The sequence below is a fragment of the Pseudoduganella sp. LjRoot289 genome, from assembly GCF_964252925.1.
In the GTDB taxonomy this organism is placed as follows: domain Bacteria; phylum Pseudomonadota; class Gammaproteobacteria; order Burkholderiales; family Burkholderiaceae_D; genus Rugamonas.
Map to the genome: position 1 here is coordinate 3,781,498 of NZ_CAXUPN020000001.1, position 23,359 is coordinate 3,804,856.

The window sequence follows — 23,359 nt, forward strand, 5'->3', positions numbered from 1 at the left end:
GCCGGCGTGACGCCGCCCGCGTCCCGATGGCGCAGACCCGAAGGTGAGGTGAAGTTGAAGGCGCGCTAGCCGCGCTGGCGCTTATTTATAGATGCCGGAGCCGACGATCAGGTCGCCATGGCGCTGCACATAGCCGGCCTTGCTGTCGACCGACTTGGTCACCGGATTGGGCCATTGGTATTCCACCCAGCCCTTGCCGGCGGGGCCGCTGGCGGTCTCGATGAAACTCTTGACGATGTATTTGCCGGCGCCGTCGCGCAATTCGAGCAGATTGCGGCCGACCATCTTGGGATTGACGCCGTGGGCGACGGCGGTGCCCTGCATGTCGTACACGTAGATGTACAGGTCGCGGTCGTGGAAGGTGGTGTTGGCGGGGTTGGCGAATTCGGCGTAGGCTTTTTCCTTGCCGTTTTCCTTGAGGTAGGCGATGGCCTTCTGGGTCATGGCGACCGCCTCGGCGGCGGTGCCCTTGTCGGCCGCGGAGGCGGGTGCCAGCGCGCACAGCGAGACACCCAGCGCGGCTGCGCAGATGAGCTTCTTCATATCGTTGTCTCCATGTCGGATTTATTTTTATGGGTGCTTTTTTGCAACCCTGTTCCGAGTATGAAGCGATATTCCGGCTGTGTCGTCAGTAGCAATACGCAGACGACGCGCAGACGATGCGCAGACAATACGCAGACAATACGCAAACGCCCAGGTCTGCGTACGCCATGCTTTACAGCTTGATGAAGTGCTCGCGGTAGTACTTCAGCTCTTCGATGGACTCGGTGATGTCGGCCAGCGCGGTGTGCTTCTGGTGCTTCTTGAAGCCGGACACGATCTCGGGCTTCCAGCGCTTGCACAGCTCTTTCAGGGTCGACACGTCCACGTTGCGGTAGTGGAAGAACGCTTCCAGCTTGGGCATGTACTTGACCATGAAGCGGCGATCCTGCCCGATGGTGTTGCCGCACATGGGCGATTTGCCGGACGGGACCCATTTCTTCATGAAGGCGATCAGCTCGGCTTCGGCCTGCTCTTCGGTCACGGTGGACGCCTTGACGCGCTCGGTCAGGCCGGAACGGCCGTGGGTGCCCTTGTTCCAGTTATCCATCTTGTCCAGCGTTTCATCGGATTGATGAATTGCAAACACCGGGCCTTCGGCCAGGAAATTCAGATGCATGTCGGTGATGATGATGGCCACTTCGATGATGCGGTCGGTTTCCGGTTCCAGACCCGTCATTTCCATGTCCACCCACACCAGATTCATCTCATTTGGACGCTGCTGTGGAGTAGTAGTTGGGATTTCGGTCGCTTGTGACATAATTCTCTCTTGGCCTAAACAATCCGCCATTTTCTCACAGGCATAGAATGTATTCACACGCGTTTTCGATTTTGTTCGTTTCTTTCCTCGTTCTGACGCTGGCCGTACGGTTCTGGCTGGGCTCGCGCCACATCCGCCACGTGCTCACCCACCGCGCCGCCGTGCCCCCCGAATTCGCTGAAAAAATCCCCCTGCACGCCCACCAGAAGGCGGCCGACTACACCATCGCCAAGACCAAGTTCGGCATGCTGGGCATGCTGGTCAACGCCGCCGTGCTGATTGGCTTCACCCTGTTTGGCGGCCTGCAATGGCTGTCGGTCGAGGTCTACAAGCTGGCCGGCCCGGGCATGGGCTACCAGATCGGCCTGCTGGTGGCCTACGCCGCCATCTCCGGCCTGATCGACCTGCCGTTCGACTATTACAAGCAATTCCGCATGGAGCAGCGTTTCGGTTTCAACAAGATGAGCCGCGCGCTGTTCTTCATCGACATGGCCAAGGGCGTGGCGCTGGGCGCGGCCATCGGCCTGCCGCTGGTGTGGGTGGTGCTGACCCTGATGGACAAGAGCGGCGGCCTGTGGTGGCTGTACGCCTGGCTGGTGTGGAGCGGCTTCCAGCTGTTGATGATGGTGCTGTTCCCGACCGTCATTGCGCCGCTGTTCAACAAGTTCACGCCGCTGGCCGACGAGTCGCTCAAGGCGCGCATCGAAGGCTTGATGCAGCGCGTCGGCTTCGCCTCCAAGGGCCTGTTCGTGATGGACGGCTCCAAGCGCAGCGCGCACGGCAACGCCTACTTCTCCGGCTTCGGCGCCAACAAGCGCATCGTCTTCTTCGACACCCTGCTGTCGCGCCTGGCGCCGCAGGAAATCGAGGCGGTGCTGGCGCACGAACTGGGGCACTTCAAGCTCAAACACATCATCAAGCGCATCGCCATGATGTTTGCCATCTCGCTGGCCTTCCTCGCGCTGCTGGGCTGGCTCAAAACCCAGCTGTGGTTCTACACCGGCCTGGGCGTCGATCCGCTGGTGCTGCCGGGCGAGAGCAACAGCGCCATGGCGCTGCTGCTGTTCATGCTGGCGCTGCCGGTGTTCACCTTCCTGCTCGGCCCGCTGACCTCGCTCAGTTCGCGCAAGCACGAGTTCGAGGCGGACGCCTTTGCAGCCCGCCACACCGATGCGCGCGACCTGGTGTCGGCGCTGGTGAAAATGTACGAGGACAACGCCTCCACGCTGACGCCGGACCCGCTGCATTCGGCCTTCTACGATTCCCACCCGCCGGCCAGCGTGCGCATCCGGCAATTGAACCTGGCATCCCAGTGAACCTGGCGGCCAGTGAGGACAACATGATGACTACCTCGACGATACTCTCCGCAAGCGAACTGCAGGCGCTGCATTGCGCGCCCGCCAAGGACGCGCTGGATCCGGAAGAAGCGCGCCGCCTGGCCGCCCTGCTGCCCGCCTGGCGCCTCGAGCACGGCAAGCTGTGCCGCAACTTCGGCTTCGCCAACTACTACCGGACGCTGGCCTTCGTCAACGCGCTGGCCTACGTCACGCACGCCGAAGACCACCACCCCGAACTGACCGTGACCTACAAGGACTGCATGGTGCGCTACGATACCCATTCCGTGAACCAAGGCCAGGGCGGCCTTTCGCTCAACGACTTCATCTGCGCCGCCAAGGCTGACGCATTGGCGGAGCGCGCATGAGCAAGCAGGTCAGCAAGCAATCCCAGGAAACCGGTCTGACCGGCATCGTCATCGCCGCCCACGGCCGCCATTACCTGGCCGACGTGAACGGCGAGCGCGTGCAGTGCGTCACGCGCGGCAAAAAAACCAATGTGGCGGTGGGCGATATCGTCCAGCTCGCCATGACCTCGCCCGACCAGGCCGTGATCAACGCCATCACCGAGCGCAAGACCCTGCTGTACCGCTCGGACCAGTACAAGTCCAAGCTGCTGGCGGCCAATGTGACGCAGCTGTTCATCGTCGTGGCCACCGAACCCGGCTACACCGACGACCTGGTCTCGCGCGCCACCGTGGCGGCCGAGGCGGCCGGCATCGAGGTGCACCTGATCCTCAACAAGGTCGATGTGACCGAATCGCTGGAGCGCACCCGCGCCCGCCTGACGATGTACTCCAAGCTGGGCTACCCGGTGCACGAAGTGTCCGCCAAGGGCAATCCCGCGCACGCCGTGGCCACCCTGCAGCCGCTGCTGAAGGGCAATTCGTCCATCCTGATCGGCCAGTCCGGCATGGGCAAGTCCTCGCTGATCAACCTGCTGGTGCCGGGCGCCGACATCGCCGTGCGCGAAATCTCGGCCGCGCTCGACACCGGTAAGCACACCACCACCTTCACCCGCCTCTACACCATGCCGGACCTGGGGCCCGACACCGCCATCATCGACTCGCCCGGCTTCCAGGAATTCGGCCTGTACCACCTGAGCGAAGGCATGCTGGAACGCGCCTTCCGCGACTTCAAGCCCTACCTTGGCGGTTGCAAATATTACAACTGCCGCCACCTGATCGAGCCCAGCTGCCCCATCCTGGACGCCGTCAAGGCCGGCGAGATCTCCCGCATCCGCCACGATCTGTACGGCCAGCTGCTGCACGAATCGGCGCAAACCTTGTATTAAAAAAACAATTGAATTGACAACTACTCAAAAAGTCCATTGCGCCTTTCAATGCTCTGGAGCATGATTGGAACGATAGACACCAATCTAGGGTAGTGACATGGACATGTTCGCAGCCGACGACGACGTTGCGCAGTGGGAGGTATCGCTCCTTCCCTTGCGCGGCGCCGCGCGCCTGCCGGTCCTGGTGCCGCTGGCCTGGCATTTGCGGCAGCGCGACAGTGAGCGCGCAGACGCCCTCGCCGCCGAGGCGCTGGCGCTGCTGCCGCAAACCCATCTCGACCCGCCCCCCCAACTGTCCATCGCCGCCCGCCTGCATCTGGTGCAGGCCGAAGTGCTGTGGCTGCGCGGCGCGCTGGACGCGGCCGAAGCGCTCGCCCATGACGCCTTTGCGCAGCTGTGCGCGCTGGACAACCACGCCGGCTGCGCCGATGCCCACTGGCTGCAGGCCTGGATTGCCGTCGACCGCGGCGACCACGCGCGCCGCGACCGCGAACTGGAACTGGCCATGGCCGCCGCCGGCGCCGCGCGGGATCCCGAGCGCGCCGGCATCGCCGAAGCGGCCATTGCGCGCTGGGCCATCCTGCGCGACCCGCACTGCGCAGCACAGTGGGACATGCGCATCGGCAAAGAGGTGCTGGCACCTTCTCCGGCCGCCGCTGCCTGGATCAGCGACTACCTCGGCATCGCCGCCAGCCAGGCCAGCGATTTCGGCAGTGCCGCCGGCCACTACATCCGTTGCTACGAGTCGGCGCTGGCAAGCGGCCAGCTGCGCGCCGCCATCACCGCAGCCACCAACATCGGCGAAGACTTCACCATCCTCAACGACCACCACGCCGCGCTCGAATGGATGCAGTGCGCGCTCGACCTGGCGCGGCCCACCGGCTGGCCGCGTAGCGTGGGCGCAGGCCTGATGCACACCGCCGACACCATGCGCCGCCTGGGCCGCCTGGATGCGGCCGAGGAACTGCTGCAGGAGGCGCTCGAGATCATGGCGCCGCTGTCGGGCGCGCGCAGCTACGCCATCGCCTTGCAGTACCTGGGCGACCTGAAACTGGACCAGGGCCAGCCCGCCGCCGCGCTGGACGCCTTCCAGCGCCTGGCCGGCCGCGCCGACGCGCTGCAGCAGGCCGACTTCCAGACTGTGGCGCGGCGCGGCCAAGCCCACGCGCTATCGAGCCTGGGGCGCGCCGAGGAAGCGCTGCAGGCGGCGCACGAGGCGGTGCGCCTGGCGTCCGAACAGCACAATGCTCACAACCACATCGCCGCGCTGCGCGTACTGTCCATCATCCACAGCCGCCACAGCCTGCCCAGCCCCGACGGCATGACGGAGCTCAACGCCACGCTGCACTATCTGCACCAGGCGCTGGCGGTGGCGTCCACCATCGACGGCTACACCCTGCCCGGCGACCTGCTGGACGCGGTGGCGCACGAATATGCCGGCGCCGGCAGCTACCGGCAGGCTTACGAGATGGCGCTGGCGGCCAGCGCCGCGCGCGAAAAAACGCATAGCCAGGAGGCGACCAACCGCGCCGTCGCCATGCAGGTGCACCATCAGACCGAGCACGCGCGCGCCGAGGGCCGCTACCACCGCGAGCTGGCCGCGTCCGAAGCGCGCCGCGCCGAAGTGCTGCAGCAGACCAGCGCCACCTTGGAGCGCTTGTCGGCCATCGGTCAGGAGATCACCACCCACCTCGACGCGGCCGCCGTGTTCCAGGCGCTGGACCGCCACATCGCGGCACTGCTGCAGGCGGACACCTTTGCCATCTACCTGTGCGATCCCGGCTGCGAGACCTTGACACGCGCCTACGGCATCGAAGCCGGCAAGCCCTTGCCGGCCAATGTCATCCCCATGTCGCACCCGCATTCCTACTCCGTTTTATGCCTGAGCGAGCGGCGCGAAGTCTGCGTGGACGACCTGGCCAAGGGCGAATACAGCTACGTCATACCCGGCACCTGCCCCAACCACAGCGCGCTGTTCGTGCCGCTGCTGGTGGGCGACCGCGCGCTGGGCGTGATGACGGTGCAGTCGCTCGCCGTGCGGGCCTACGGCGAACGCGAACGCTTGATCTTCCGCACCCTGTGCGCCTATGGCGCCATTGCGCTCGACAACGCGGAAGCCTACCGCCAGCTGCAGGACGCGCAGACCCAGCTCGTGTCGCAGGAAAAGCTGGCCGCACTGGGATCGCTGATGGCAGGCGTTGCGCACGAGCTGAACACCCCGATCGGCAACAGCCTGCTGATCGCCAGCACCTTGCAGCAGAAGACCGCCGAGATCGAAGCGCAGATGAACGGCCCGGGCCTGCGCCGCTCCGAACTGGCGGCGTACGTGGCCGACGCGCAGAAGGCGTCCGAACTGGTGATGCGCGGGCTCACCAGCGCGGCCGACCTGGTCAACAGCTTCAAGCAGGTGGCGGTGGACCGCACCACCGAGCAGCGCCGCATGTTCAACCTGCAGCAGGTGACGCACGAAGTGGTGGCCACGATGATGAACCGCATCCGCAACGCCAACCACAGCATCGAATACGACGTGCCGGACGCGCTGGCGATGGACAGCTATCCCGGTCCCTTCGGGCAGGTGCTGGCCAACTTCATCAACAACGCCCTGCTGCACGCCTTCGACGGCCGCCAGCACGGCCACATGCGGCTGGCCGCCAGCGCCAGCGAAGGCCGCGTGACGATCACCTTCAGCGACGACGGCGGCGGCATCGCGGCCGAACACCTGTCGCGCATCTTCGATCCCTTCTTCACCACCAAGCTGGGCCAGGGCGGCAGCGGCCTGGGGCTGTCGATCAGCTACAACATCGTGACCTCGCTGCTGGGCGGCCAGATCAGCGTCGCCAGCAGCCCCGCCGGCACCGCCTTCACCCTCGACCTCCCCCTCACCGCGCCAGAGCACGACGACAGCGGCCCGGTGGCGATTTACCACTGAGCCGGTACGGGCGCCAGCGCCAGAGGCTCCGTTTCACGGCATCACGTGGGTGTGGTAGATCTTGCTGACTACCGTCCACTTGCCTTCGACCTTGAGCAGGTTGAAGAAATCGGTGAAGCAGAATCCCGACACATCGTTGCTGTCGATGCGCGCGCTGGCGGCAGTACCGGCGATGTCGATGCTGGCGATCACGCTCCGGGCTTCGGGCGACGCACGGAAGTCACTGTCGATGGCGTCGAACAGGCCCTGGATCGCCCCGCCGCTCAGTTTGCCGTCGGCACCAATGCCAAAAATGGTCGCCTGCTCGCTGAAGGCCGGCTTCATGATACTGCCGCTGGCCAGCTGGCACCCCTCGATATACTGATTCAGCACCTCGACGACGGCTTTGTACTCTTGGACATAAATAGGTTTGTTCATGATGTTGCTCCTTGTTGATGGGGAAAAGACCGCTACGCTTACTTTTTCAAAAGCGGTGCCGGATGCCCATATTGGCCAAGCGCTCATTGCCCTTGCGTTCATGCGACATCCAGGCCGCGCTGGTGTACAGGGCTGTGCGTTTCGACAAGTCGTGGATATAGCCCAGCCCGAACTGATGCGCGTCGGCCTGCGCGGACCTCCTGTCGCGCAGCGTGACGTAGGACACCCTGATACTGCCGGCGCCGGCTGCAGGAATACTCGCTCCCAGCAGTTGATTTCGCATGTCCGTACCTGGCGCAATAAGGCCGCCGGGCGCGGTGACATTCCGGTTCCAGGCGTAAGCCGCGTAGAGCCTAATGCCGCCGAAATTGACGTTGCCGCCCACCAGCGCGGTGCTGCCGCGCGCATCGCCCGCCGCGTTGGCGGTGCTTTGGTAGGTCGCCACCGTATCGAGCTTGCCGCCCCGGTAGCCGCCGTAGCCCGCCAGCGTGCGCCCCGCCGCGCTATTGCCCGCAGCCTCCCCCGGCGCATACTGCAACTGAGCGCGCCAGCCGCCCGCCTCCAGGCCGTAGCTGAGCAGATTGTTGGTCCGGCTGCCGGAGTAATTGATCAGCCGCACACTGTCCGGCGCCAGTCCATTGCCAAAAGGATCGAATACATCGTTGTTCGCATACACCGGCGTGCTCTGCCTGCCCAGCTTGAGCATGCCGTAGGGCCCCGCCAACCCGACAAATGCCTGGCGCCCGAACAGCAGGCCGCCCTGCCCCATCGCGCCGGTATCGGCGGCAAAGCCGTTCTCCAGGGTGAAGAAGGCAGTCACGCCATTGCCCAAGGCTTCCGTCCCTTTGAAGCCGAGACGGCTCCCGTTCAGCAGGCCGCTGTTCAAGCTGGTGACAGTACCGGTCCCGTTGCGCGTATGCGACCAGCCCATATCGACCACGCCGTACATGGCGACGTTGTCCTGGGCCACGGCGTGACCGGCGACGGCCACATACGCCGCCACAACAAGCATCCGGGCCGTCATAGCGCACCGCTCCCGGCACGCTGCACCTCGGGCCGGCACAGGCTCACCTTCTCCCAGCGCGCGATCACCAGCGGGGCGATGGCGTTGCCCAGCACATTGAGCGTCGTGGTGCCGCTATCGATGATCCGGAAGATGCCGGCGATCAGCGCCACGCCATCCAGCGGCAGCCCGGCCGAGGCCAGCGTGGCCGACAGGATGATGATGGCGAAGCCCGGCACCCCTGCAGCGCCCTTGGATGTCAAGACCATCGTAATCACCAGCAGCGCCTGCTGGGTCAAGCTCAGGTCGATGCCGTACAGTTGCGCGATGAAGATGGTTGCCACCCCCAGGAAGATCGAGGCGCCGTCCAGGTTGAACGCGTAGCCGACCGGCACCACGAAGCTCACTATGCGGCGCGGCACGCCATACCCTTCCAGCCTGGCCATCAGCTGCGGCATGACCGCCGCCGACGCCGCGCTGGAAAACGCCAGTATCAGTTCGTGCCGGAAGTAGCTGATCAGCTTGAACAAATTTTCGCCGATCAGATGGCAGACCGCGCCCAGCACCACCACGGCGAAGATAATCAACGCCAAGTACACCACGCCGATCAGCTTCAACAACGGCAGCAGCGAAGCGAAGCCGAAAGCGCATACGGTTGCGCCTATCATGCCGAACACGCCTACCGGCGCATACGCCATGACAATCCGCACCACCTTGAACATGGTGTCGAGCACGCCCTGCAGCAGCGCCAGCACCGGCGCGCTGCGCTCCCTGGGCAGAGAATTGAGCGACAGTCCGAACAGCACCGCGAAGAACAGGATGGACAGCAGCTTCCCTTCCGACAGCGCCATGAAGATGTTGTCCGGCACGATGTTTTGCAAAATGACCAGCGCGCCCTTGGGCGGCTCCGTTTTCATGGCTGCGGCGCCGTGCGCCATGCCTGAAATGTCCGTGCCCACGCCCGGCTGGAACAGGTTCGCGAGCACCAGGCCAACCACGATCGCCAGACTGGTGATGGCGAAGAAATAGGCCAGCGATTTGGCCCCCATGCGGCCGAAAGACTTGTTGTCGCCGCCGGCTATGCCCAACACCATGCAGCAGAAGACCAAGGGTACGACCACCATCTTCATCATCCTGAGGAATATGTCGCCCAAAGGCCTCAGCACTTCGGCGCTGACCCAGGCCTGATGCTGGGCGTGCGTATTGAAATACCAGCCGACCGCGATGCCAAGCACCAGGCCGACAACAATCTGGCTCACCAATGAAATCCGTTTCATGCCTGTCCCCGTTTATGTTTTTTTATCTGAACTGGCACAGGCTTGCGCCCGTGCCGCACGCCTTACTTGGCGAACAGTTGGCCAATATCCTTGAACGCCTTGAACTCCAGCGCGTTACCGCACGGATCGAACAGGAACATGGTGGCTTGCTCGCCAACCTCGCCCTTGAAGCGGATGTAGGGCTCGATCACGAACTGGGTGCCGAACGATTTCAGGCGCTCCGCCAGTGCCTCCCACTGCTGCCAGCCCAGCACCACGCCGAAGTGGGGGACCGGCACGTCGTGGCCGTCGACCGGATTGGAGTGCACCGCTTCCTGCGATGCGGTCCTGGGGTGCTCGTGGATGACCAACTGGTGGCCGAAGAAGTCGAAATCGACCCACTGGGTGCTGGAACGGCCTTCGGCCAGCCCGAACACGTCACCGTAGAAGCTGCGGGCGGCGGCGAGGTCGTAGACAGGAATTGCCAGGTGAAAAGGCGAAAGATTCATCAATATCTCCATTGTGCTTGATTGAACTTGGGTGAATAGCTTGCGGAGGTATTGTAGAAGTCGCGAATTGAAAATAAAATCAATATAAATTTTTGAAATTCATCAATAAAAATTATGAATGAAGGTTGTAGATGATACGTGAGCTAAAAACGCTGGTGGCAGTGGCCAGGGAAGGCACTTTTGCCGCCGCGGGCGACAAGATCGGCTTGACGCAGGCGGCAGTCAGCGCCCAGATGCAGCGCCTGCAAGCCGAACTGGGCTGCGCCCTGTTCGACCGCGCAGGCCGCTCGGCCCGCCTCAACAAGATGGGCCACCAGATACTGGACCAGGCGCAGGAACTGCTGCGCCTGTACGACAGCCTGGGGTCGGCGACGGCAGGGGCGCCCGCCACCGTGGTGCAAATCGGTGCCATTGCCTCGGTGCAGCGCTCCCTGCTTCCCGATGCGCTGGCCGCGCTGCACCGGCAAGCCCCGGGCTGCCGCACGCGCGTGGTGCCGGGCTTGTCGATGGAGTTGCTGAACATGGTCGATGCCGGCGAAATCGACATGGCCGCCCTCATCCGCCCGCCGTTCGCCATGCATAGCGACCTGCGCTGGACCACGCTGGCGCGCGAGCCATTCCGGTTGATCGTACCGCGCTCCGTCAGCGGCGATGACTGGGCGGAACTGCTATCCACCCAGCCCTTCGTTCGCTACGACCGCGCCTCGTTCGGCGGCCGGCAAGTCGACCGTTTTCTCAGACACATGCAATTACCGTTGCGGGAAGTGTGCGAGGTGGACGAGCTGGACGCGATCGTCAAGCTGGTGGCCAACGGCGTGGGCGTGGCATTGATACCGCAGACAGCTTCCCATCGCCGCTGGCCGGCAGCCGTGCGCGCCCTCGATCTGGGCACCCACACCTTTCATCGCGATATCGGATTGGTGCACCGGCCGCAGGCCAGCCTGAGCGCGCCCGCGCGCTTGCTGGTGCAGCTAATTCTGGACATGGCACAGGCTGAGACAAAGGACCATTGATTCTTGCACCGGGCGAGCCAAGCCGCTTGAACCGCATCATGCCGGCTGCCATGCTGGCAGCCACATCGCTACGCCAGCAGTTTAGCCGTATAATGTTTTGCTAAGCTGGCGCTTCCGGCACCCCCGCCTCTGTCAGCCCAACGAATCGTTGTCATTATGTCTACCAAAAAACCGATCAGGCACTACCTGCAGTTTTCCGACTTGACGTTGGACGAATATGAATACGTGATCGAGCGCGCCCACATCATCAAGCGCAAGTTCAAAAACTACGAGATCTACCACCCGCTGGTCGACCGTACGCTGGTCATGGTGTTCGACAAGAACTCCACCCGCACCCGCCTCTCCTTCGAGGCCGGCATGCACCAGCTGGGCGGCGCCGCCATCTACCTGAACACGCGCGACTCCCAGTTGGGCCGCGGCGAACCGGTGGAAGACGCCGGCCAGGTCATGTCGCGCATGTGCGACGTGCTGATGGTGCGCACCTTCGGCCAGGACATCATCGAGCGTTTCGCCGCCCATTCGCGCGTGCCGGTGATTAACGGCCTGACCAACGAGCACCACCCATGCCAGGTGTTCGCCGACATCTTCACCTACTACGAGCACCGCGGCTCCATCGCCGGCAAGACCGTGGCCTGGATCGGCGACGCCAACAACATGCTGTACTCCTGGCTGCAGGCGGCCGAGGTGTTCGGCTTCCACGTCAACGTGTCCACGCCCAAGGGCTACGACATGGACATGTCGCTGGTATCGACCGACCGCTACACCTTCTTCGCCAACCCGTCCGACGCCTGCGCGGGCGCGGACCTGGTCAACACCGACGTGTGGACCAGCATGGGCTACGAGGACGAGAACGCGGCCCGCCTGAAGGCCTTCGAGGGCTGGATCGTGGACGGCCCGAAAATGGCGCGCGCCAAAGCGGACGCGCTGTTCATGCACTGCCTGCCCGCGCACCGCGGCGAGGAAGTGTCGGCCGACGTGATCGACGGCCCGCAGTCGGTGGTCTGGGACGAAGCCGAGAACCGCCTGCACATCCAGAAGGCGCTGATCGAGTACCTGCTGCTGGGCCGCCTGGACGGCAAATAAACATTTAAATTTTGACCAAGAATGGAACGACCATGAGCGACATCAAAAAAGTAGTCCTCGCCTACTCGGGCGGTTTGGACACCTCCGTGATCCTGAAGTGGCTGCAGGATAACTACCAGTGCGAAATCGTCACCTTCACGGCCGACCTGGGCCAGGGCGAGGAACTGGAACCGGCACGCGCCAAGGCGATCAAGTTCGGCATCAAGCCTGAGAACATCTACATCGACGACGTGCGCGAAGAATTCGTGCGCGACTTCGTGTTCCCGATGTTCCGCGCCAACACCGTATACGAAGGCGAATACCTGCTGGGCACCTCGATCGCGCGTCCTTTGATCGCCAAGCGCCTGATCGAGATCGCCAACGAGACCGGCGCCGACGCCATCTCGCACGGCGCCACCGGCAAGGGCAACGACCAGGTGCGCTTCGAGCTGGGCGCCTACGCGCTCAAGCCGGGCGTAAAGATCATCGCGCCGTGGCGCGAGTGGGACCTGCTGTCGCGCGAAAAACTGCTGAAGTACGCGGAAGACGCCGGCATCGACATCGACATGAAGCACAAGAACGGCGGCGCGCCGTACTCGATGGACGCCAACCTGCTGCACATCTCCTTCGAAGGCCGCCACCTGGAAAATCCGAGCGCCGAAGCCGAGGAAACCATGTGGCGCTGGAGCGTGAGCCCGGAGGCGGCGCCGGACCAGGCCGAGTACCTGGACATCGAATACGAAAAAGGCGACATCGTGGCCCTGAACGGCGTGCGCATGTCGCCGGCCACCGTGCTGACGGAACTGAACCGCCTGGGCGGCAAGCACGGCATCGGCCGCCTGGACCTGGTGGAGAACCGCTACGTCGGCATGAAGTCGCGCGGCTGCTATGAAACCCCGGGCGGCACCATCATGCTCAAAGCGCACCGCGCCATCGAATCGATCACCCTGGACCGCGAAGTGGCCCACCTGAAAGACGACCTGATGCCGCGCTACGCGTCGATGATCTACAACGGCTACTGGTGGGCGCCCGAGCGCGTCGCGATCCAGACCCTGATCGACCACACCCAGGCCACCGTCAACGGCTGGGTGCGCGTCAAGCTGTACAAGGGCAATGTGATCGTCGTGTCGCGCGATTCGAAGACCGATTCGCTGTTCGACATGACCATCGCCACCTTCGACGAAGACGGCGGCGCCTACAACCAGGCCGACGCCGGCGGCTTCATCAAGCTGAACGCGCTGCGCATGCGCATCGCCGCCAACGCACGCCTGAAGCGCGGCCAGTAAGATCGTCGTTCCCGCTTTGCGGGAATGGCTAGCCATCTCCCGAAACGGGCCGCCCAGTGCGGCCCGTTTCTTTTTTACGCTGCCAGACGGGCCCGGCGCGTGGCAGAATGGCGCATTGCCCCACCGCTATGGAGATCCCATGCTCAAAGACCTGAGTATCAAGACGAAACTGTACTTCGGCTTTGGCGCCATCCTCGCCATCATGCTGCTGCTCCTGGTGGTGGCCTACAATAATTTCACCCGCCTGTCCGAGGCCAACGCCTGGGACAGGCATACGATGGACGTGCTGCTGTCGATCGACGGCGTCAGCAACGCCATCCTCGAGGTGCAGGCCGAAACGCGCGGCTACTACCTGACCGGCGACCCGGCGCGCAGCGCGCGCGTCAAGGCCGACCTGGCGGCGCTGCCCGCCGTGCTGCAGAAAACGCAGGCGCTGGTGCGCGACGATGCCGCCCAGCTGGCGCGCCTGAACACGGTGCGCGGCCAGCTCGACAGCTGGATACAGGACGTGGCCACGCCGCAGATCGCACTGCGCCAGCAACTGGGCGACGCCCCCGGCGCGGCCGACGCCATCGGCCGCTCGTCATCCTCGCAGCTCAAGCAAGGCAGCCCCTTGATCAGCGCCATCTACCGCGGGCTGGACGCGGCTTCGGCCGAGGAACGCCGCCTGCTGGCCGAACGCACCAAGGCATCCGCAGAACTGCAGCGCTCCATGCTGGCCGTGCTGCTGGGCGGCGGCGCGCTATGCCTGGCGCTGGGCACGCTGATCGCCTACCTGCTGTCGCAGGCCCTGCTGGCGCCGCTCAACAACCTGATGCAGGCGGTCGGGCGCATCGCCGCCGGCGACCAGGGCGCGCGCGCGGCCGTCATCTCGGGCGACGAGCTGGGCCGGGTGAGCACCGAATTCAACAGCATGGCGCAGGCGATCCAGGACAGCCAGGCCAAGGAACTGGCCGACACCAACCTGCTGCGCGCGAAGGTCGACGCGCTGCTGGCGGTGGTGTCCAAGGCCGCCTCGGGCGACCTGACCGGGCAGGTCACCGTGGGCGGCGGCGACGCCATCGGCCAGCTGGGCCACGGCCTGGCCACCATGTTCGACAATTTGCGCGCCCTGCTCAACAATATCCAGAAGGCCGGCATCCAGGTCACCACCTCGGCCACCGAAATCGCCGCCTCGGCCAAGCAGCAGGAAGCGACCGGCGTCGAGCAGGCCCAGACCAGCGTCGAGGTGCTCAGCACCACCAGGGAAATCTCCTCCAACACGGCCCAGCTGCTGCGCACCATGGAAGGCGCCACGGCCGTGGCCGACTACACCACCAGCGCCACCGCCGAGGCCCAGGGCAACCTGAAGCGCATGGACGAAACCATGCAGCACATGGTCTCGGCCACCGACTCGATCAGCGCCAAGCTGGCCGCCCTGTCCGAGAAGGCCAGCAACATCAACAGCGTGCTCACCACCATCACCAAGGTGGCCGACCAGACCAACATCCTGTCGCTGAACGCGGCCATCGAGGCCGAAAAGGCCGGCGAGGCCGGGCGCGGCTTTTCGGTGGTGGCCACCGAGATCCGCCGCCTGGCCGACCAGACCTCGGTGTCGACCTGGGACATCGAGCAGATGCTCAAGGAGATGCAGTCGGCCGTCTCGGCCAGCGTGATGGGCATGGACAAGTTCTCCGAGGAGGTGCGGCGCAGCGTGGGCGAGGTGCGCCAGGTGACGGACCAGCTGTCCGGCGTCATGGACCAGGTGCAAAAGCTCGCGCCGCAGTTCGACGCCGTGCTGCAGGGCATGCAGTCGCAGGCGGTCGGCGCGCAGCAGATCACCGAGACCATGACCCAGCTGAACGACGCCACCCAGCAGACCGTCGAATCGCTCAGGTCCACCAGCGAGGCGGTGCACCAGCTGCAGTACGCGGCCGGCGACCTGCAGGCCAGCGTGGCCAACTTCGCTGTGGCCGCATAAACACGGTTTCACCGCCATGGCGGCGAGCCCATGGCAGAATGGAACATTTCCACCGATTTAGGAATCCCCCCATGCTCAAAGACCTGAGTATCAAGAAGAAGCTGTACTTCGGCTTTGGCGGCATCCTTGCCATTTTGCTGGCGCTGCTGGTGGTCGCCTATAACAATTTCATCGCCCTGACCGACGCCAACCGTTGGGACAGGCACACCATGGAAGTGCTGGTCGAAGCGGACCGTATCGACAACACCACGCTGGAAATCCAGTCGCTGGCGCGCGGCTTTTTCCTCAACGGTAACGAAACGGGATTGCAGCCGCTGGGCGGCCTGGAGGACAAGGTGCGCGGCCATATTGCCAAGGCGATCAGCCTCACGTCCGATAATCCGCAGCAGCAGGCGCGCTTCAAGCAACTCGACAGCCTGATCAACGACTGGCTGGGCAACTATGTGCACAAGCTGATTGAATTGCGGCGCTCGCTGGCCGGGCAGCCCGACGCGGCCGACCAGCTGGGCCGTTCGCCGCTGCTCAAGGACGCGTTCAAAGTCATCAGCGGCATGAACCGGGTCGTCGACGCGGCCGCCACGGAGGAAACCCGGCTGTCCGAAGTGCGCGCCGAGACCACCGCCGGCCTGCGCGAAAAGATGCTGATCGTGCTCTCGGCCGGCGGCGCCGCCTGCCTGGTGCTGGGAGCCCTGATCGCCTATCTGCTGTCGCAGGCCCTGCTGGCGCCGCTCAACAACCTGATGCAGGCGGTCGGGCGCATCGCCGCCGGCGACCAGGGCGCGCGCGCGGCCGTCATCTCGGGCGACGAGCTGGGCCGGGTGAGCACCGAATTCAACAGCATGGCGCAGGCGATCCAGGACAGCCAGGCCAAGGAACTGGCTGACACCAACCTGCTGCGCGCGAAAGTCGACGCGCTGCTGGCGGTGGTGTCCAAGGCCGCCTCGGGCGACCTGACCGGGCAGGTCACCGTGGGCGGCGGCGACGCCATCGGCCAGCTGGGCCACGGCCTGGCCACCATGTTCGACAATTTGCGCGCCCTGCTCAACAATATCCAGAAGGCCGGCATCCAGGTCACCACCTCGGCCACCGAAATCGCCGCCTCGGCCAAGCAGCAGGAAGCGACCGGCGTCGAGCAGGCCCAGACCAGCGTCGAGGTGCTCAGCACCACCAGGGAAATCTCCTCCAACACGGCCCAGCTGCTGCGCACCATGGAAGGCGCCACGGCCGTGGCCGACTACACCACCAGCGCCACCGCCGAGGCCCAGGGCAACCTGAAGCGCATGGACGAAACCATGCAGCACATGGTCTCGGCCACCGACTCGATCAGCGCCAAGCTGGCCGCCCTGTCCGAGAAGGCCAGCAACATCAACAGCGTGCTCACCACCATCACCAAGGTGGCCGACCAGACCAACATCCTGTCGCTGAACGCGGCCATCGAGGCCGAAAAGGCCGGCGAGGCCGGGCGCGGCTTTTCGGTGGTGGCCACCGAGATCCGCCGCCTGGCCGACCAGACCTCGGTGTCGACCTGGGACATCGAGCAGATGCTCAAGGAGATGCAGTCGGCCGTCTCGGCCAGCGTGATGGGCATGGACAAGTTCTCCGAGGAGGTGCGGCGCAGCGTGGGCGAGGTGCGCCAGGTGACGGACCAGTTGTCCGGCGTGATGGACCAGGTTCAAAAGCTCGCGCCGCAGTTCGACGCCGTGCTGCAGGGCATGCAGTCGCAGGCGGTCGGCGCGCAGCAGATCACCGAGACCATGACCCAGCTGAACGACGCCACCCAGCAGACCGTCGAATCGCTCAGGTCCACCAGCGAGGCGGTGCACCAGCTGCAGTACGCGGCCGGCGACCTGCAGGCCAGCGTGGCCAACTTCGCCGTTTCGGTCTAGGCCGGCGCGATGAAATTGCTGGTATTCCACATCGGCCAGGACCGCTACGGTTTGCGCCTGGGCGTCGTGCAGCGCGTATTGCCGCTGATGGAGCTCAAGCGCCTGCCGCTGGCGCCCGCCGCCGTGGCCGGCCTGATGAATCTGCACGGGCAGCCGGTGCCGGTGATCGACCTGGCGCTGCTGGCCGGGGCCAGCCCCAGCGCGGACCAGGTCGACACCCGCATCGTCGTCGTCGATTACACGCCCCCGCAGGAAGCCGGCGATGCGCAAGCCATGCCGCCGCGCTACGCGCTGGGCCTGCTGGCCGAGCGCGTGCTGGGCGTGCAGGAAGTCGACGACGGTGCGCTGGCCGAGAGCGGCGTGCAGGCCGCGCCCTTCCTGGGCGCCGTGGCAGGCGACCGCGCCGGCATCGTCCAGCTGGTCGAGCCCGCGCACCTGCTGCCGCCCGAACTGCGCGCCGCGCTGTTCCAGCACGCCACCGGGACCGGGGACGCCGCGCCATGAGCGCGCAGGCGATGCTGCGCCGGGTCACCGGCCTGACCGTCTCCAAGTCGGCCGCCGACCGCGCCATCCGCCAGCGCATGGAGCAGACCGGCCTGGTCAACCGTGAGGAATACCTGGCCGCGCTGACGCCGCAGGAACTGACCGAACTGGTGGAGCTGGTGGTGGTGCCGGAATCCTGGCTGTTCCGCGACCAGCAGGCCTTCCACGTCGCCGTTGAACTGGTGCGCGCCATGCTGGCGCGGCCGGCGGCCAGCCAGCGCCCGGTGCGCATCCTGTCGGTTCCGTGCGCCGGCGGCGAGGAGCCCTACTCGATGGCCATGGCCTTGTGCGACGCGGGCGTGCCGCGCACCGCTTTCAGCATCGACGCCTACGACCTGAGCCCGGGCTGCGTGGCGCGCGCGCGCAGCGGCGTGTATGGCCGCAACGCCTTCCGCGCGCGCGACCTGGCCTTCCGCGACCGCTATTTCACCCCTGTCGGCAACGACGACTACCAGATAGCCGCGGCGCTGCGCGCGCAGGTGCGCTTCAGCCAGGGCAATCTGCTCACGCTCGTTACCGCACACCGGGTGTACGACATCATCTTCTGCCGCAACCTGCTGATCTATTTCGACAAGCCGGCCACCAAGGCCGCCATCGAGCGCCTGTCGGCGCTGCTGGCCGACGACGGCGTCCTGTTCGCCGGTTACGCCGAAGTGCCCTCGTTTGCGCAGAACGGCTTCACGCCGCTGCCGCACCGGCAGGCTTTCGCGCTGAAAAAAAAGCCGGCCGCTGCTACCGCTGCTGGCGTGGCAACGGGGCGGTCCGCCGCTGCGGCCCATACGCCGCCGGCCAAGCCGCGCGGCGCCGAGCGCGGCGGCGGAACGCCCGGTCCGCGCGAGGACGGCACGCAAGTGCAACCTGCGAGGTCACGCGCCAGCGCACCATCCGCCAGCGCCGAACGGCGCAAGGCGGAGCGTGACGCCGCGCTCACACCGGGCGCAACGCATGGGGGCGGGCCAGCGGCAACGCCAACAGACATGCGCGGCCCTGCGCGGCCGGGCCTAGCCGGCGCCGTGGCCGCAGGCGCAGGCGCAGGCGCAGGCGGGGCAACGCTGCCAGCCGGGCGCGGCACGGCGGCTGGCGGCGCCAAGGCTCCGCCATCGGCCGCAGACCTGCTGGCGCAGGCGCGCAAGCTGGCCGACCTCGGCAAATACAAGGAAGCGGCAGCGGCCTGCCAGGCCGTGCTGGCGGCAGCCCCCGACAGCGCCGACGCCTATTTCATCCTCGGCATGCTAAGCGAGCATGCCGGCCAGGCCGAACAGGCCGAACAGCAATGGCGCCGCTGCGTCTACCTGCAACCCGACCACTATGAAGCACTGTGCCACCTCGCCCTGCTGGCCGAGCATGCCGGCGACAGCGGCGGCGCGGCCACGCTCAAGGCGCGGGCCGCGCGCATCTACCAGCGCCAGCAAACCGGCGCCGGCAACCCGAGAGCTGAACCATGATGACCATCGCCGAACAGTCCATCCAGGACATCAACGACTGCTGGAACCGCATCGGCGTGGCCGGCGACCACAGCTGCGGCAAGCTGCAGCAGTTCGTCCACTGCCGCAACTGCGACGTCTACGCCGGCGCCGCGCAGCGCAACCTGCAGCGCCCGGTGGATCTCGCCTACAAGCGCGACTGGGCCGAGCATTTCCGCCAGCCGGCCGGCACCGGCGCACAGCTCGACAGTTCCTGCATGGTATTTCGCATCGGCCAGGAATGGCTGTCGCTGCCCACTGCCGTGTTCCTGTCGGTGGCGCCGCAAGCCACACCGCACCGCCTGCCGCACCGCAATGCGCGCGGCCTGGCGGGCGTGGTCAATGTCGGCGGCAAGCTGTATCCCTGCATCACGCTGGCCGCCCTGCTCGACATCGACGAGAGCGAAGGCGCAGCGCGCAGCGGCCGCCATACCTTCGCGCGCCTGCTGCTGGTGCAATGGGAAGGCCAGCCCTACGCGCTGCCGGTGGCCGACCTGCACGGCATCCTGCGCTATGCCGCCGCCGAGGTACAGGCGCCCGCCGCCACCATCAACAAAGGCCTGTCGCGCTACCTGGCCGGCGTGATCAGCCATGAAGACATGCAGATCGGCTGCCTCGACTCCGGCCTGCTCGGCTACCAACTTGCGAGGACACTGCGATGAGCCAGGACAAAGACGGCGACTTGAGCCAATTCTCCATGCAGGAACTGTTCCGCATGGAGGCCGACGCGCAGACTGTGATCCTGACCGACGGCCTGCTGGCCATGGAGCGCCACGGCGGCGACGCCGGCGCGGTCGAGGCCATGATGCGCGCGGCCCATTCAATCAAGGGCGCGGCATCCATCGTCGGGCTGGACGTGGTGGTGCAGCTGGCGCACGGCATGGAGGACGCGTTCATCGCCGCCCAGCACGGCAGGCTGAAACTGACGCCGAACCGGGTCGACGTGCTGCTGGCCGGCGTCGACCTGATACTGCAGGTGTCGCGCCTGGACGACAAGGGCGTGGCTGCCTGGCTGGGCGCAAACGGCGCGCAGGTCCAGCGCACCATGGACAGCATTTCCAGCATCGCCTTCCTGCCCGAGCCTGCGCAAAGCTACGCGCTCCCGCCAGCGCCCGCCGCGCCGCCGCCATCAGCGCCGTCCTCCTCGTCCTCCTCGTCCTCCTCGTCCTCCCCATCCGCCTCACCCGCACGCGCCGCCGCGCCAGCCATTCCGACGCCGCCGGACATCGCCGCCTTGCTGGCCGATATGGAGGCCGGTTCGGTCGCGGCCGAAGGACAGCCCGGCCCGGCCCCGGGGCTGCCCGCCGACGGCGACGAGCCCGCCGCCGCCCCCGGCGCGCGCGGCATCGGTCCGATGAAGACCGCGCAGAACTTCGACCGCCTGCTGTCCCTGGCCAGCGAGTCGCGCATCAACGCGCACCAGATGCCCCCCTTCCTGCAAGCCATGCAGCGCTTCAAGCGCAACCAGGCCAGCCTCTTCACGGTGATCGAGCAGCTGCATGAAGCCGTCTCCAGCAGCACCAATGCCGGCCTGAAGGAAAAATCGCTGCTGGCGCTGCAGAAGACGCAGCCGCTCAAGCAGTCCGTGCTGGAGCAGATCGCCGACTTCGAAAACTGGGAGCGGCGCCTGCTCACCGTCTCGCAGAACATGGTGGACGAAGTGCTGGCGCTGCGCATGCGCCCCTTCCGCGACGGCGTGCAGCATTTCCCGCGCATGGTGCGCGACCTGGCGCGCAGCTTGGGCAAGGACGTCCACCTGCGCATCGAGGGCGGGGACACCCTGGTCGACCGCGACATCCTGGCCAAGATAGAAAGCCCGCTCAACCACATGCTGCGCAACGCCATCGACCACGGCATGGAAACGGCGGCCGAGCGCCTGGCGCTGGGCAAGCCGGCCACCGGCTCCATCGTGCTTGAAGCACGCCACCGCGCCGGCATGCTCAGTATCGAGATCGGCGACGACGGCCGCGGCGTCGACGTGGAGCGCATCCGCGCCGCCGTGGTCGAGCGCAAAATGGCCAGCGCCACCATGGCCGCCGCCATGTCGCATGGCGAGCTGCTCGAATTCCTGTTCCTGCCCGCCTTCAGCCTGAAGGAAAGCACCACTGAAATCTCCGGGCGCGGGGTCGGCCTGGACATCGTGCACGACACCATCCGCCAGCAAAACGGCACGGTCAGGCTGGACTCCGAACTGGGCACGGGCTTCCACAGCTACATCACGCTGCCGCTGACGCAATCGATCGTGCGCGCGCTGGTGGTCGACATCAGGGGCGAGGCCTACGCCATCCCCATCGTCAAGGTCGAACGCGTGATGAAGGTACCGCAAAGCGACATCCACACCTTGGAGAACAAGCAGTTCTTCGATCACGCCGGCGAGCACCTGGGCCTGGTCTCGGCGGCCCAGGTGCTGGAACTGGGCGACAGCAGCGCCACCGATGCCGAACTGCCGGTGGTGCTGATCGGCAGCGGCGCGCGGCGCTACGCCATGGTGGTGGACGCCATACGCGGCGAGCAAAGCCTGGCAGTGCAGGCCATCGATCCCATCTTCGGCAAGATGCGCGACATCTCCGCCGCCGCCCTGCTCGATGACGGCGAGCCGGTGCTGATCCTGGACGTGCCGGATCTGCTGCTGTCGGTCGACAAACTGCTGCACGAAGGCGGCCTGCACCAGCTGGCACGCGGCACGCGCGGCGAAAAGCGTAAGATGAAGCGTATCCTGGTGGTGGACGATTCGCTCACCGTGCGCGAAATGGAGCGCAAGCTGCTGGTGGGCCGCGGCTTCGAAGTCGACATCGCGATCGACGGCATCGACGGCTGGAACGTGGTGCGCAGCGGCGACTACGACCTGGTCATCACCGACGTCGACATGCCGCGCATGGACGGCATCGAGCTCGTCACCCTGATCAAGAAAGACCTGCACTTGCACAAACTGCCCGTGATGATCGTGTCGTACAAGGACCGGCCGGAAGACCGCGCGCGCGGCATGGCCGCCGGCGCCGACTACTACCTGACCAAGGGCAGCTTCCACGACGAGACCCTGCTCGACGCGGTGTCGGACCTGATAGGAGACGCCCACCAATGAAAATCGCCATCGCCAACGATGTCGCCATGGCTGCGGAAGCGCTGCGCCGGGTAGTGGCCAGCACAGCGGAGCACCAGGTGCTGTGGATCGCCCGCACCGGCGTGGAGGCGGTGCGCATGTGCGCCGAGCACCGGCCCGACCTGGTGCTGATGGACCTGAACATGCCGGAGCTGGACGGCGTGGAGGCGACGCGCCAGATCATGGAGCAAAGCCCGTGCGCCATCCTGGTGGTGACCGGGCGGCCGCAGGACAATGTGAACCAGGTGTTCCGCGCGCTGGGGGCCGGCGCGCTCGACGTCACCGCCACGCCCATGCTGCAGGGGAAGGCCGGCGGCGCTGCCGAGCTGCTGGCCAAGATCAAGACCATGGACAAGCTGATACGCCACAGCGGCGGCAGCCAGGCCATGCAGCCGCGCACCAGCCTGGCCGCGCAGGAGCGCCGGGACGCGGTGGTCACCAAACTGGTGGCGATCGGCGCCTCCACCGGGGGGCCGCTGGCCGTGTCCAAGATCCTGGCCGGCTGGCTGCCGCCGCCCGGCTGCGCCATCGTGGTGGTGCAGCACATCGACGAGCATTTCGCCGACCACTTCGCCAAATGGCTGGGCGAACAGCTGCAGATGCCGGTGCGCGCCATCGAGCACGGCGACGAACTGCTGGCCGGCACGGTGCTGGTCGCCAAGAGCAACGACCATCTGGTACTGGATAAAGACTACCGCCTGGGTTACGATGCGGCACCGAAGGACTATGCCTACCGTCCCTCGGTCGACGTATTTTTCCATTGCGTGGCGCAGCACTGGCGCGGCGATGCGGTCGGCCTGCTGTTGACCGGCATGGGCCGCGACGGCGCCGAAGGGCTGCTGGCCATGCGCCGCGCCGGCCACACCACCATCGCGCAGGACCAGGCCAGCAGCGCGGTGTACGGCATGCCGCGCGCGGCGGCCGAGCTGGACGCGGCGCAGATGATACTGCCGCTGGATAAGATAGGCCCCATGCTGCGCAGCACAACCGGCGGCCGGGGCTAG

Annotated in this window: 20 protein-coding genes; 14 read left to right on the forward strand and 6 right to left on the reverse strand. The window is 65.8% G+C overall.

The window, feature by feature from the left end:
* Nucleotides 1-81 precede the first annotated feature (81 nt).
* Together ACSQ8Y_RS16135 and orn are read right to left on the reverse strand one after the other, a co-directional pair.
* Nucleotides 82-543: a cache domain-containing protein gene (locus ACSQ8Y_RS16135; protein ID WP_436267460.1), complete on the reverse strand. Its 462-nt coding sequence runs from the start codon at nucleotides 541-543 to the stop codon at nucleotides 82-84.
* 172 nt (nucleotides 544-715) lie between these two features.
* Nucleotides 716-1,300 (reverse strand): oligoribonuclease, encoded by a 585-nt coding sequence (orn, locus tag ACSQ8Y_RS16140; RefSeq protein ID WP_436267461.1) that lies wholly within the window; start codon nucleotides 1,298-1,300, stop codon nucleotides 716-718.
* A 47-nt stretch (nucleotides 1,301-1,347) separates the two neighbouring features.
* Here orn and ACSQ8Y_RS16145 point away from each other — a divergent pair, with 47 nt between their 5' ends.
* The 4 genes from ACSQ8Y_RS16145 (at nucleotide 1,348) to ACSQ8Y_RS16160 (ending at nucleotide 6,857) form a co-directional block, all read left to right on the forward strand.
* Nucleotides 1,348-2,616, forward strand: coding sequence for a M48 family metallopeptidase (locus ACSQ8Y_RS16145; protein ID WP_436267462.1), 1,269 nt, complete (start codon nucleotides 1,348-1,350; stop codon nucleotides 2,614-2,616).
* Nucleotides 2,617-2,642: 26 nt separating this feature from the next.
* Complete coding sequence (locus tag ACSQ8Y_RS16150; protein WP_436269844.1) at nucleotides 2,643-3,002, forward strand: 4a-hydroxytetrahydrobiopterin dehydratase; 360 nt, start codon at nucleotides 2,643-2,645, stop codon at nucleotides 3,000-3,002.
* Nucleotides 2,999-3,928: a ribosome small subunit-dependent GTPase A gene (gene rsgA, locus ACSQ8Y_RS16155; RefSeq protein WP_436267463.1), complete on the forward strand. Its 930-nt coding sequence runs from the start codon at nucleotides 2,999-3,001 to the stop codon at nucleotides 3,926-3,928. Before ACSQ8Y_RS16150 ends, rsgA begins: the two co-directional genes overlap by 4 nt.
* 97 nt (nucleotides 3,929-4,025) lie before the next feature.
* Nucleotides 4,026-6,857: an ATP-binding protein gene (locus ACSQ8Y_RS16160; RefSeq protein ID WP_436267464.1), complete on the forward strand. Its 2,832-nt coding sequence runs from the start codon at nucleotides 4,026-4,028 to the stop codon at nucleotides 6,855-6,857.
* 33 nt (nucleotides 6,858-6,890) lie between these two features.
* Here ACSQ8Y_RS16160 and ACSQ8Y_RS16165 read toward each other — a convergent pair whose 3' ends face one another.
* The 4 genes from ACSQ8Y_RS16165 to ACSQ8Y_RS16180 form a co-directional block, all read right to left on the reverse strand.
* Nucleotides 6,891-7,274: a nuclear transport factor 2 family protein gene (locus ACSQ8Y_RS16165; protein ID WP_436267465.1), complete on the reverse strand. Its 384-nt coding sequence runs from the start codon at nucleotides 7,272-7,274 to the stop codon at nucleotides 6,891-6,893.
* 46 nt (nucleotides 7,275-7,320) lie between these two features.
* Nucleotides 7,321-8,298, reverse strand: coding sequence for a porin (locus ACSQ8Y_RS16170; protein ID WP_436267466.1), 978 nt, complete (start codon nucleotides 8,296-8,298; stop codon nucleotides 7,321-7,323).
* Nucleotides 8,295-9,536 carry a cation:dicarboxylate symporter family transporter gene (locus ACSQ8Y_RS16175; protein WP_436267467.1) on the reverse strand — a complete coding sequence of 414 codons (1,242 nt, stop codon included), beginning with the start codon at nucleotides 9,534-9,536 and terminating at the stop codon, nucleotides 8,295-8,297. Before ACSQ8Y_RS16175 ends, ACSQ8Y_RS16170 begins: the two co-directional genes overlap by 4 nt.
* A gap of 80 nt (nucleotides 9,537-9,616) precedes the next feature.
* Nucleotides 9,617-10,042, reverse strand: a complete 426-nt coding sequence (locus ACSQ8Y_RS16180) for a VOC family protein (RefSeq protein WP_436267468.1) — start codon at nucleotides 10,040-10,042, stop codon at nucleotides 9,617-9,619.
* A 131-nt stretch (nucleotides 10,043-10,173) separates the two neighbouring features.
* On the opposite strand from ACSQ8Y_RS16180, the gene ACSQ8Y_RS16185 reads away from it, so the two are divergent.
* The 10 genes from ACSQ8Y_RS16185 (at nucleotide 10,174) to cheB (ending at nucleotide 23,359) form a co-directional block, all read left to right on the forward strand.
* Nucleotides 10,174-11,055, forward strand: a complete 882-nt coding sequence (locus ACSQ8Y_RS16185) for a LysR substrate-binding domain-containing protein (protein WP_436267469.1) — start codon at nucleotides 10,174-10,176, stop codon at nucleotides 11,053-11,055.
* Between the two features lie 156 nt (nucleotides 11,056-11,211).
* The gene (gene argF, locus ACSQ8Y_RS16190) at nucleotides 11,212-12,138 is read left to right on the forward strand and encodes an ornithine carbamoyltransferase (RefSeq protein ID WP_436267470.1); all 927 of its coding nucleotides are present in this window, start codon (nucleotides 11,212-11,214) and stop codon (nucleotides 12,136-12,138) included.
* Between the two features lie 32 nt (nucleotides 12,139-12,170).
* Entirely contained in the window at nucleotides 12,171-13,403 is a 1,233-nt protein-coding gene (locus ACSQ8Y_RS16195; protein ID WP_020705696.1) for an argininosuccinate synthase, read from the forward strand.
* A 139-nt stretch (nucleotides 13,404-13,542) separates the two neighbouring features.
* The gene (locus ACSQ8Y_RS16200) at nucleotides 13,543-15,363 is read left to right on the forward strand and encodes a methyl-accepting chemotaxis protein (RefSeq protein WP_436267471.1); all 1,821 of its coding nucleotides are present in this window, start codon (nucleotides 13,543-13,545) and stop codon (nucleotides 15,361-15,363) included.
* 71 nt (nucleotides 15,364-15,434) lie between these two features.
* Nucleotides 15,435-17,249: a methyl-accepting chemotaxis protein gene (locus ACSQ8Y_RS16205; protein WP_436267472.1), complete on the forward strand. Its 1,815-nt coding sequence runs from the start codon at nucleotides 15,435-15,437 to the stop codon at nucleotides 17,247-17,249.
* 9 nt (nucleotides 17,250-17,258) lie between these two features.
* Nucleotides 17,259-17,753 (forward strand): chemotaxis protein CheW, encoded by a 495-nt coding sequence (locus tag ACSQ8Y_RS16210; protein ID WP_436267473.1) that lies wholly within the window; start codon nucleotides 17,259-17,261, stop codon nucleotides 17,751-17,753.
* Nucleotides 17,750-19,237 carry a CheR family methyltransferase gene (locus tag ACSQ8Y_RS16215; RefSeq protein WP_436267474.1) on the forward strand — a complete coding sequence of 496 codons (1,488 nt, stop codon included), beginning with the start codon at nucleotides 17,750-17,752 and terminating at the stop codon, nucleotides 19,235-19,237. The genes ACSQ8Y_RS16210 and ACSQ8Y_RS16215 overlap by 4 nt, the downstream gene beginning before the upstream one ends.
* A complete protein-coding gene (locus ACSQ8Y_RS16220; RefSeq protein WP_436267475.1) occupies nucleotides 19,234-19,917 on the forward strand; it encodes a chemotaxis protein CheW in 684 nt (227 codons plus the stop codon). Before ACSQ8Y_RS16215 ends, ACSQ8Y_RS16220 begins: the two co-directional genes overlap by 4 nt.
* Nucleotides 19,914-22,337, forward strand: coding sequence for a hybrid sensor histidine kinase/response regulator (locus ACSQ8Y_RS16225; protein WP_436267476.1), 2,424 nt, complete (start codon nucleotides 19,914-19,916; stop codon nucleotides 22,335-22,337). The genes ACSQ8Y_RS16220 and ACSQ8Y_RS16225 overlap by 4 nt, the downstream gene beginning before the upstream one ends.
* The gene (cheB, locus tag ACSQ8Y_RS16230; protein WP_436267477.1) at nucleotides 22,334-23,359 is read left to right on the forward strand and encodes a chemotaxis-specific protein-glutamate methyltransferase CheB; all 1,026 of its coding nucleotides are present in this window, start codon (nucleotides 22,334-22,336) and stop codon (nucleotides 23,357-23,359) included. Before ACSQ8Y_RS16225 ends, cheB begins: the two co-directional genes overlap by 4 nt.

Bases quoted from the DNA above. Each gene is read 5' to 3' on its own strand.
- ACSQ8Y_RS16135 (WP_436267460.1), bottom strand. From the start codon at position 543: ATGAAGAAGCTCATCTGCGCAGCCGCGCTGGGTGTCTCGCTGTGCGCG.
- orn (WP_436267461.1), bottom strand. From the start codon at position 1,300: ATGTCACAAGCGACCGAAATCCCAACTACTACTCCACAGCAGCGTCCA.
- ACSQ8Y_RS16145 (WP_436267462.1), top strand. From the start codon at position 1,348: ATGTATTCACACGCGTTTTCGATTTTGTTCGTTTCTTTCCTCGTTCTG.
- ACSQ8Y_RS16150 (WP_436269844.1), top strand. From the start codon at position 2,643: ATGACTACCTCGACGATACTCTCCGCAAGCGAACTGCAGGCGCTGCAT.
- rsgA (WP_436267463.1), top strand. From the start codon at position 2,999: ATGAGCAAGCAGGTCAGCAAGCAATCCCAGGAAACCGGTCTGACCGGC.
- ACSQ8Y_RS16160 (WP_436267464.1), top strand. From the start codon at position 4,026: ATGGACATGTTCGCAGCCGACGACGACGTTGCGCAGTGGGAGGTATCG.
- ACSQ8Y_RS16165 (WP_436267465.1), bottom strand. From the start codon at position 7,274: ATGAACAAACCTATTTATGTCCAAGAGTACAAAGCCGTCGTCGAGGTG.
- ACSQ8Y_RS16170 (WP_436267466.1), bottom strand. From the start codon at position 8,298: ATGACGGCCCGGATGCTTGTTGTGGCGGCGTATGTGGCCGTCGCCGGT.
- ACSQ8Y_RS16180 (WP_436267468.1), bottom strand. From the start codon at position 10,042: ATGAATCTTTCGCCTTTTCACCTGGCAATTCCTGTCTACGACCTCGCC.
- ACSQ8Y_RS16185 (WP_436267469.1), top strand. From the start codon at position 10,174: ATGATACGTGAGCTAAAAACGCTGGTGGCAGTGGCCAGGGAAGGCACT.
- argF (WP_436267470.1), top strand. From the start codon at position 11,212: ATGTCTACCAAAAAACCGATCAGGCACTACCTGCAGTTTTCCGACTTG.
- ACSQ8Y_RS16195 (WP_020705696.1), top strand. From the start codon at position 12,171: ATGAGCGACATCAAAAAAGTAGTCCTCGCCTACTCGGGCGGTTTGGAC.
- ACSQ8Y_RS16200 (WP_436267471.1), top strand. From the start codon at position 13,543: ATGCTCAAAGACCTGAGTATCAAGACGAAACTGTACTTCGGCTTTGGC.
- ACSQ8Y_RS16205 (WP_436267472.1), top strand. From the start codon at position 15,435: ATGCTCAAAGACCTGAGTATCAAGAAGAAGCTGTACTTCGGCTTTGGC.
- ACSQ8Y_RS16210 (WP_436267473.1), top strand. From the start codon at position 17,259: ATGAAATTGCTGGTATTCCACATCGGCCAGGACCGCTACGGTTTGCGC.
- ACSQ8Y_RS16215 (WP_436267474.1), top strand. From the start codon at position 17,750: ATGAGCGCGCAGGCGATGCTGCGCCGGGTCACCGGCCTGACCGTCTCC.
- ACSQ8Y_RS16220 (WP_436267475.1), top strand. From the start codon at position 19,234: ATGATGACCATCGCCGAACAGTCCATCCAGGACATCAACGACTGCTGG.
- ACSQ8Y_RS16225 (WP_436267476.1), top strand. From the start codon at position 19,914: ATGAGCCAGGACAAAGACGGCGACTTGAGCCAATTCTCCATGCAGGAA.
- cheB (WP_436267477.1), top strand. From the start codon at position 22,334: ATGAAAATCGCCATCGCCAACGATGTCGCCATGGCTGCGGAAGCGCTG.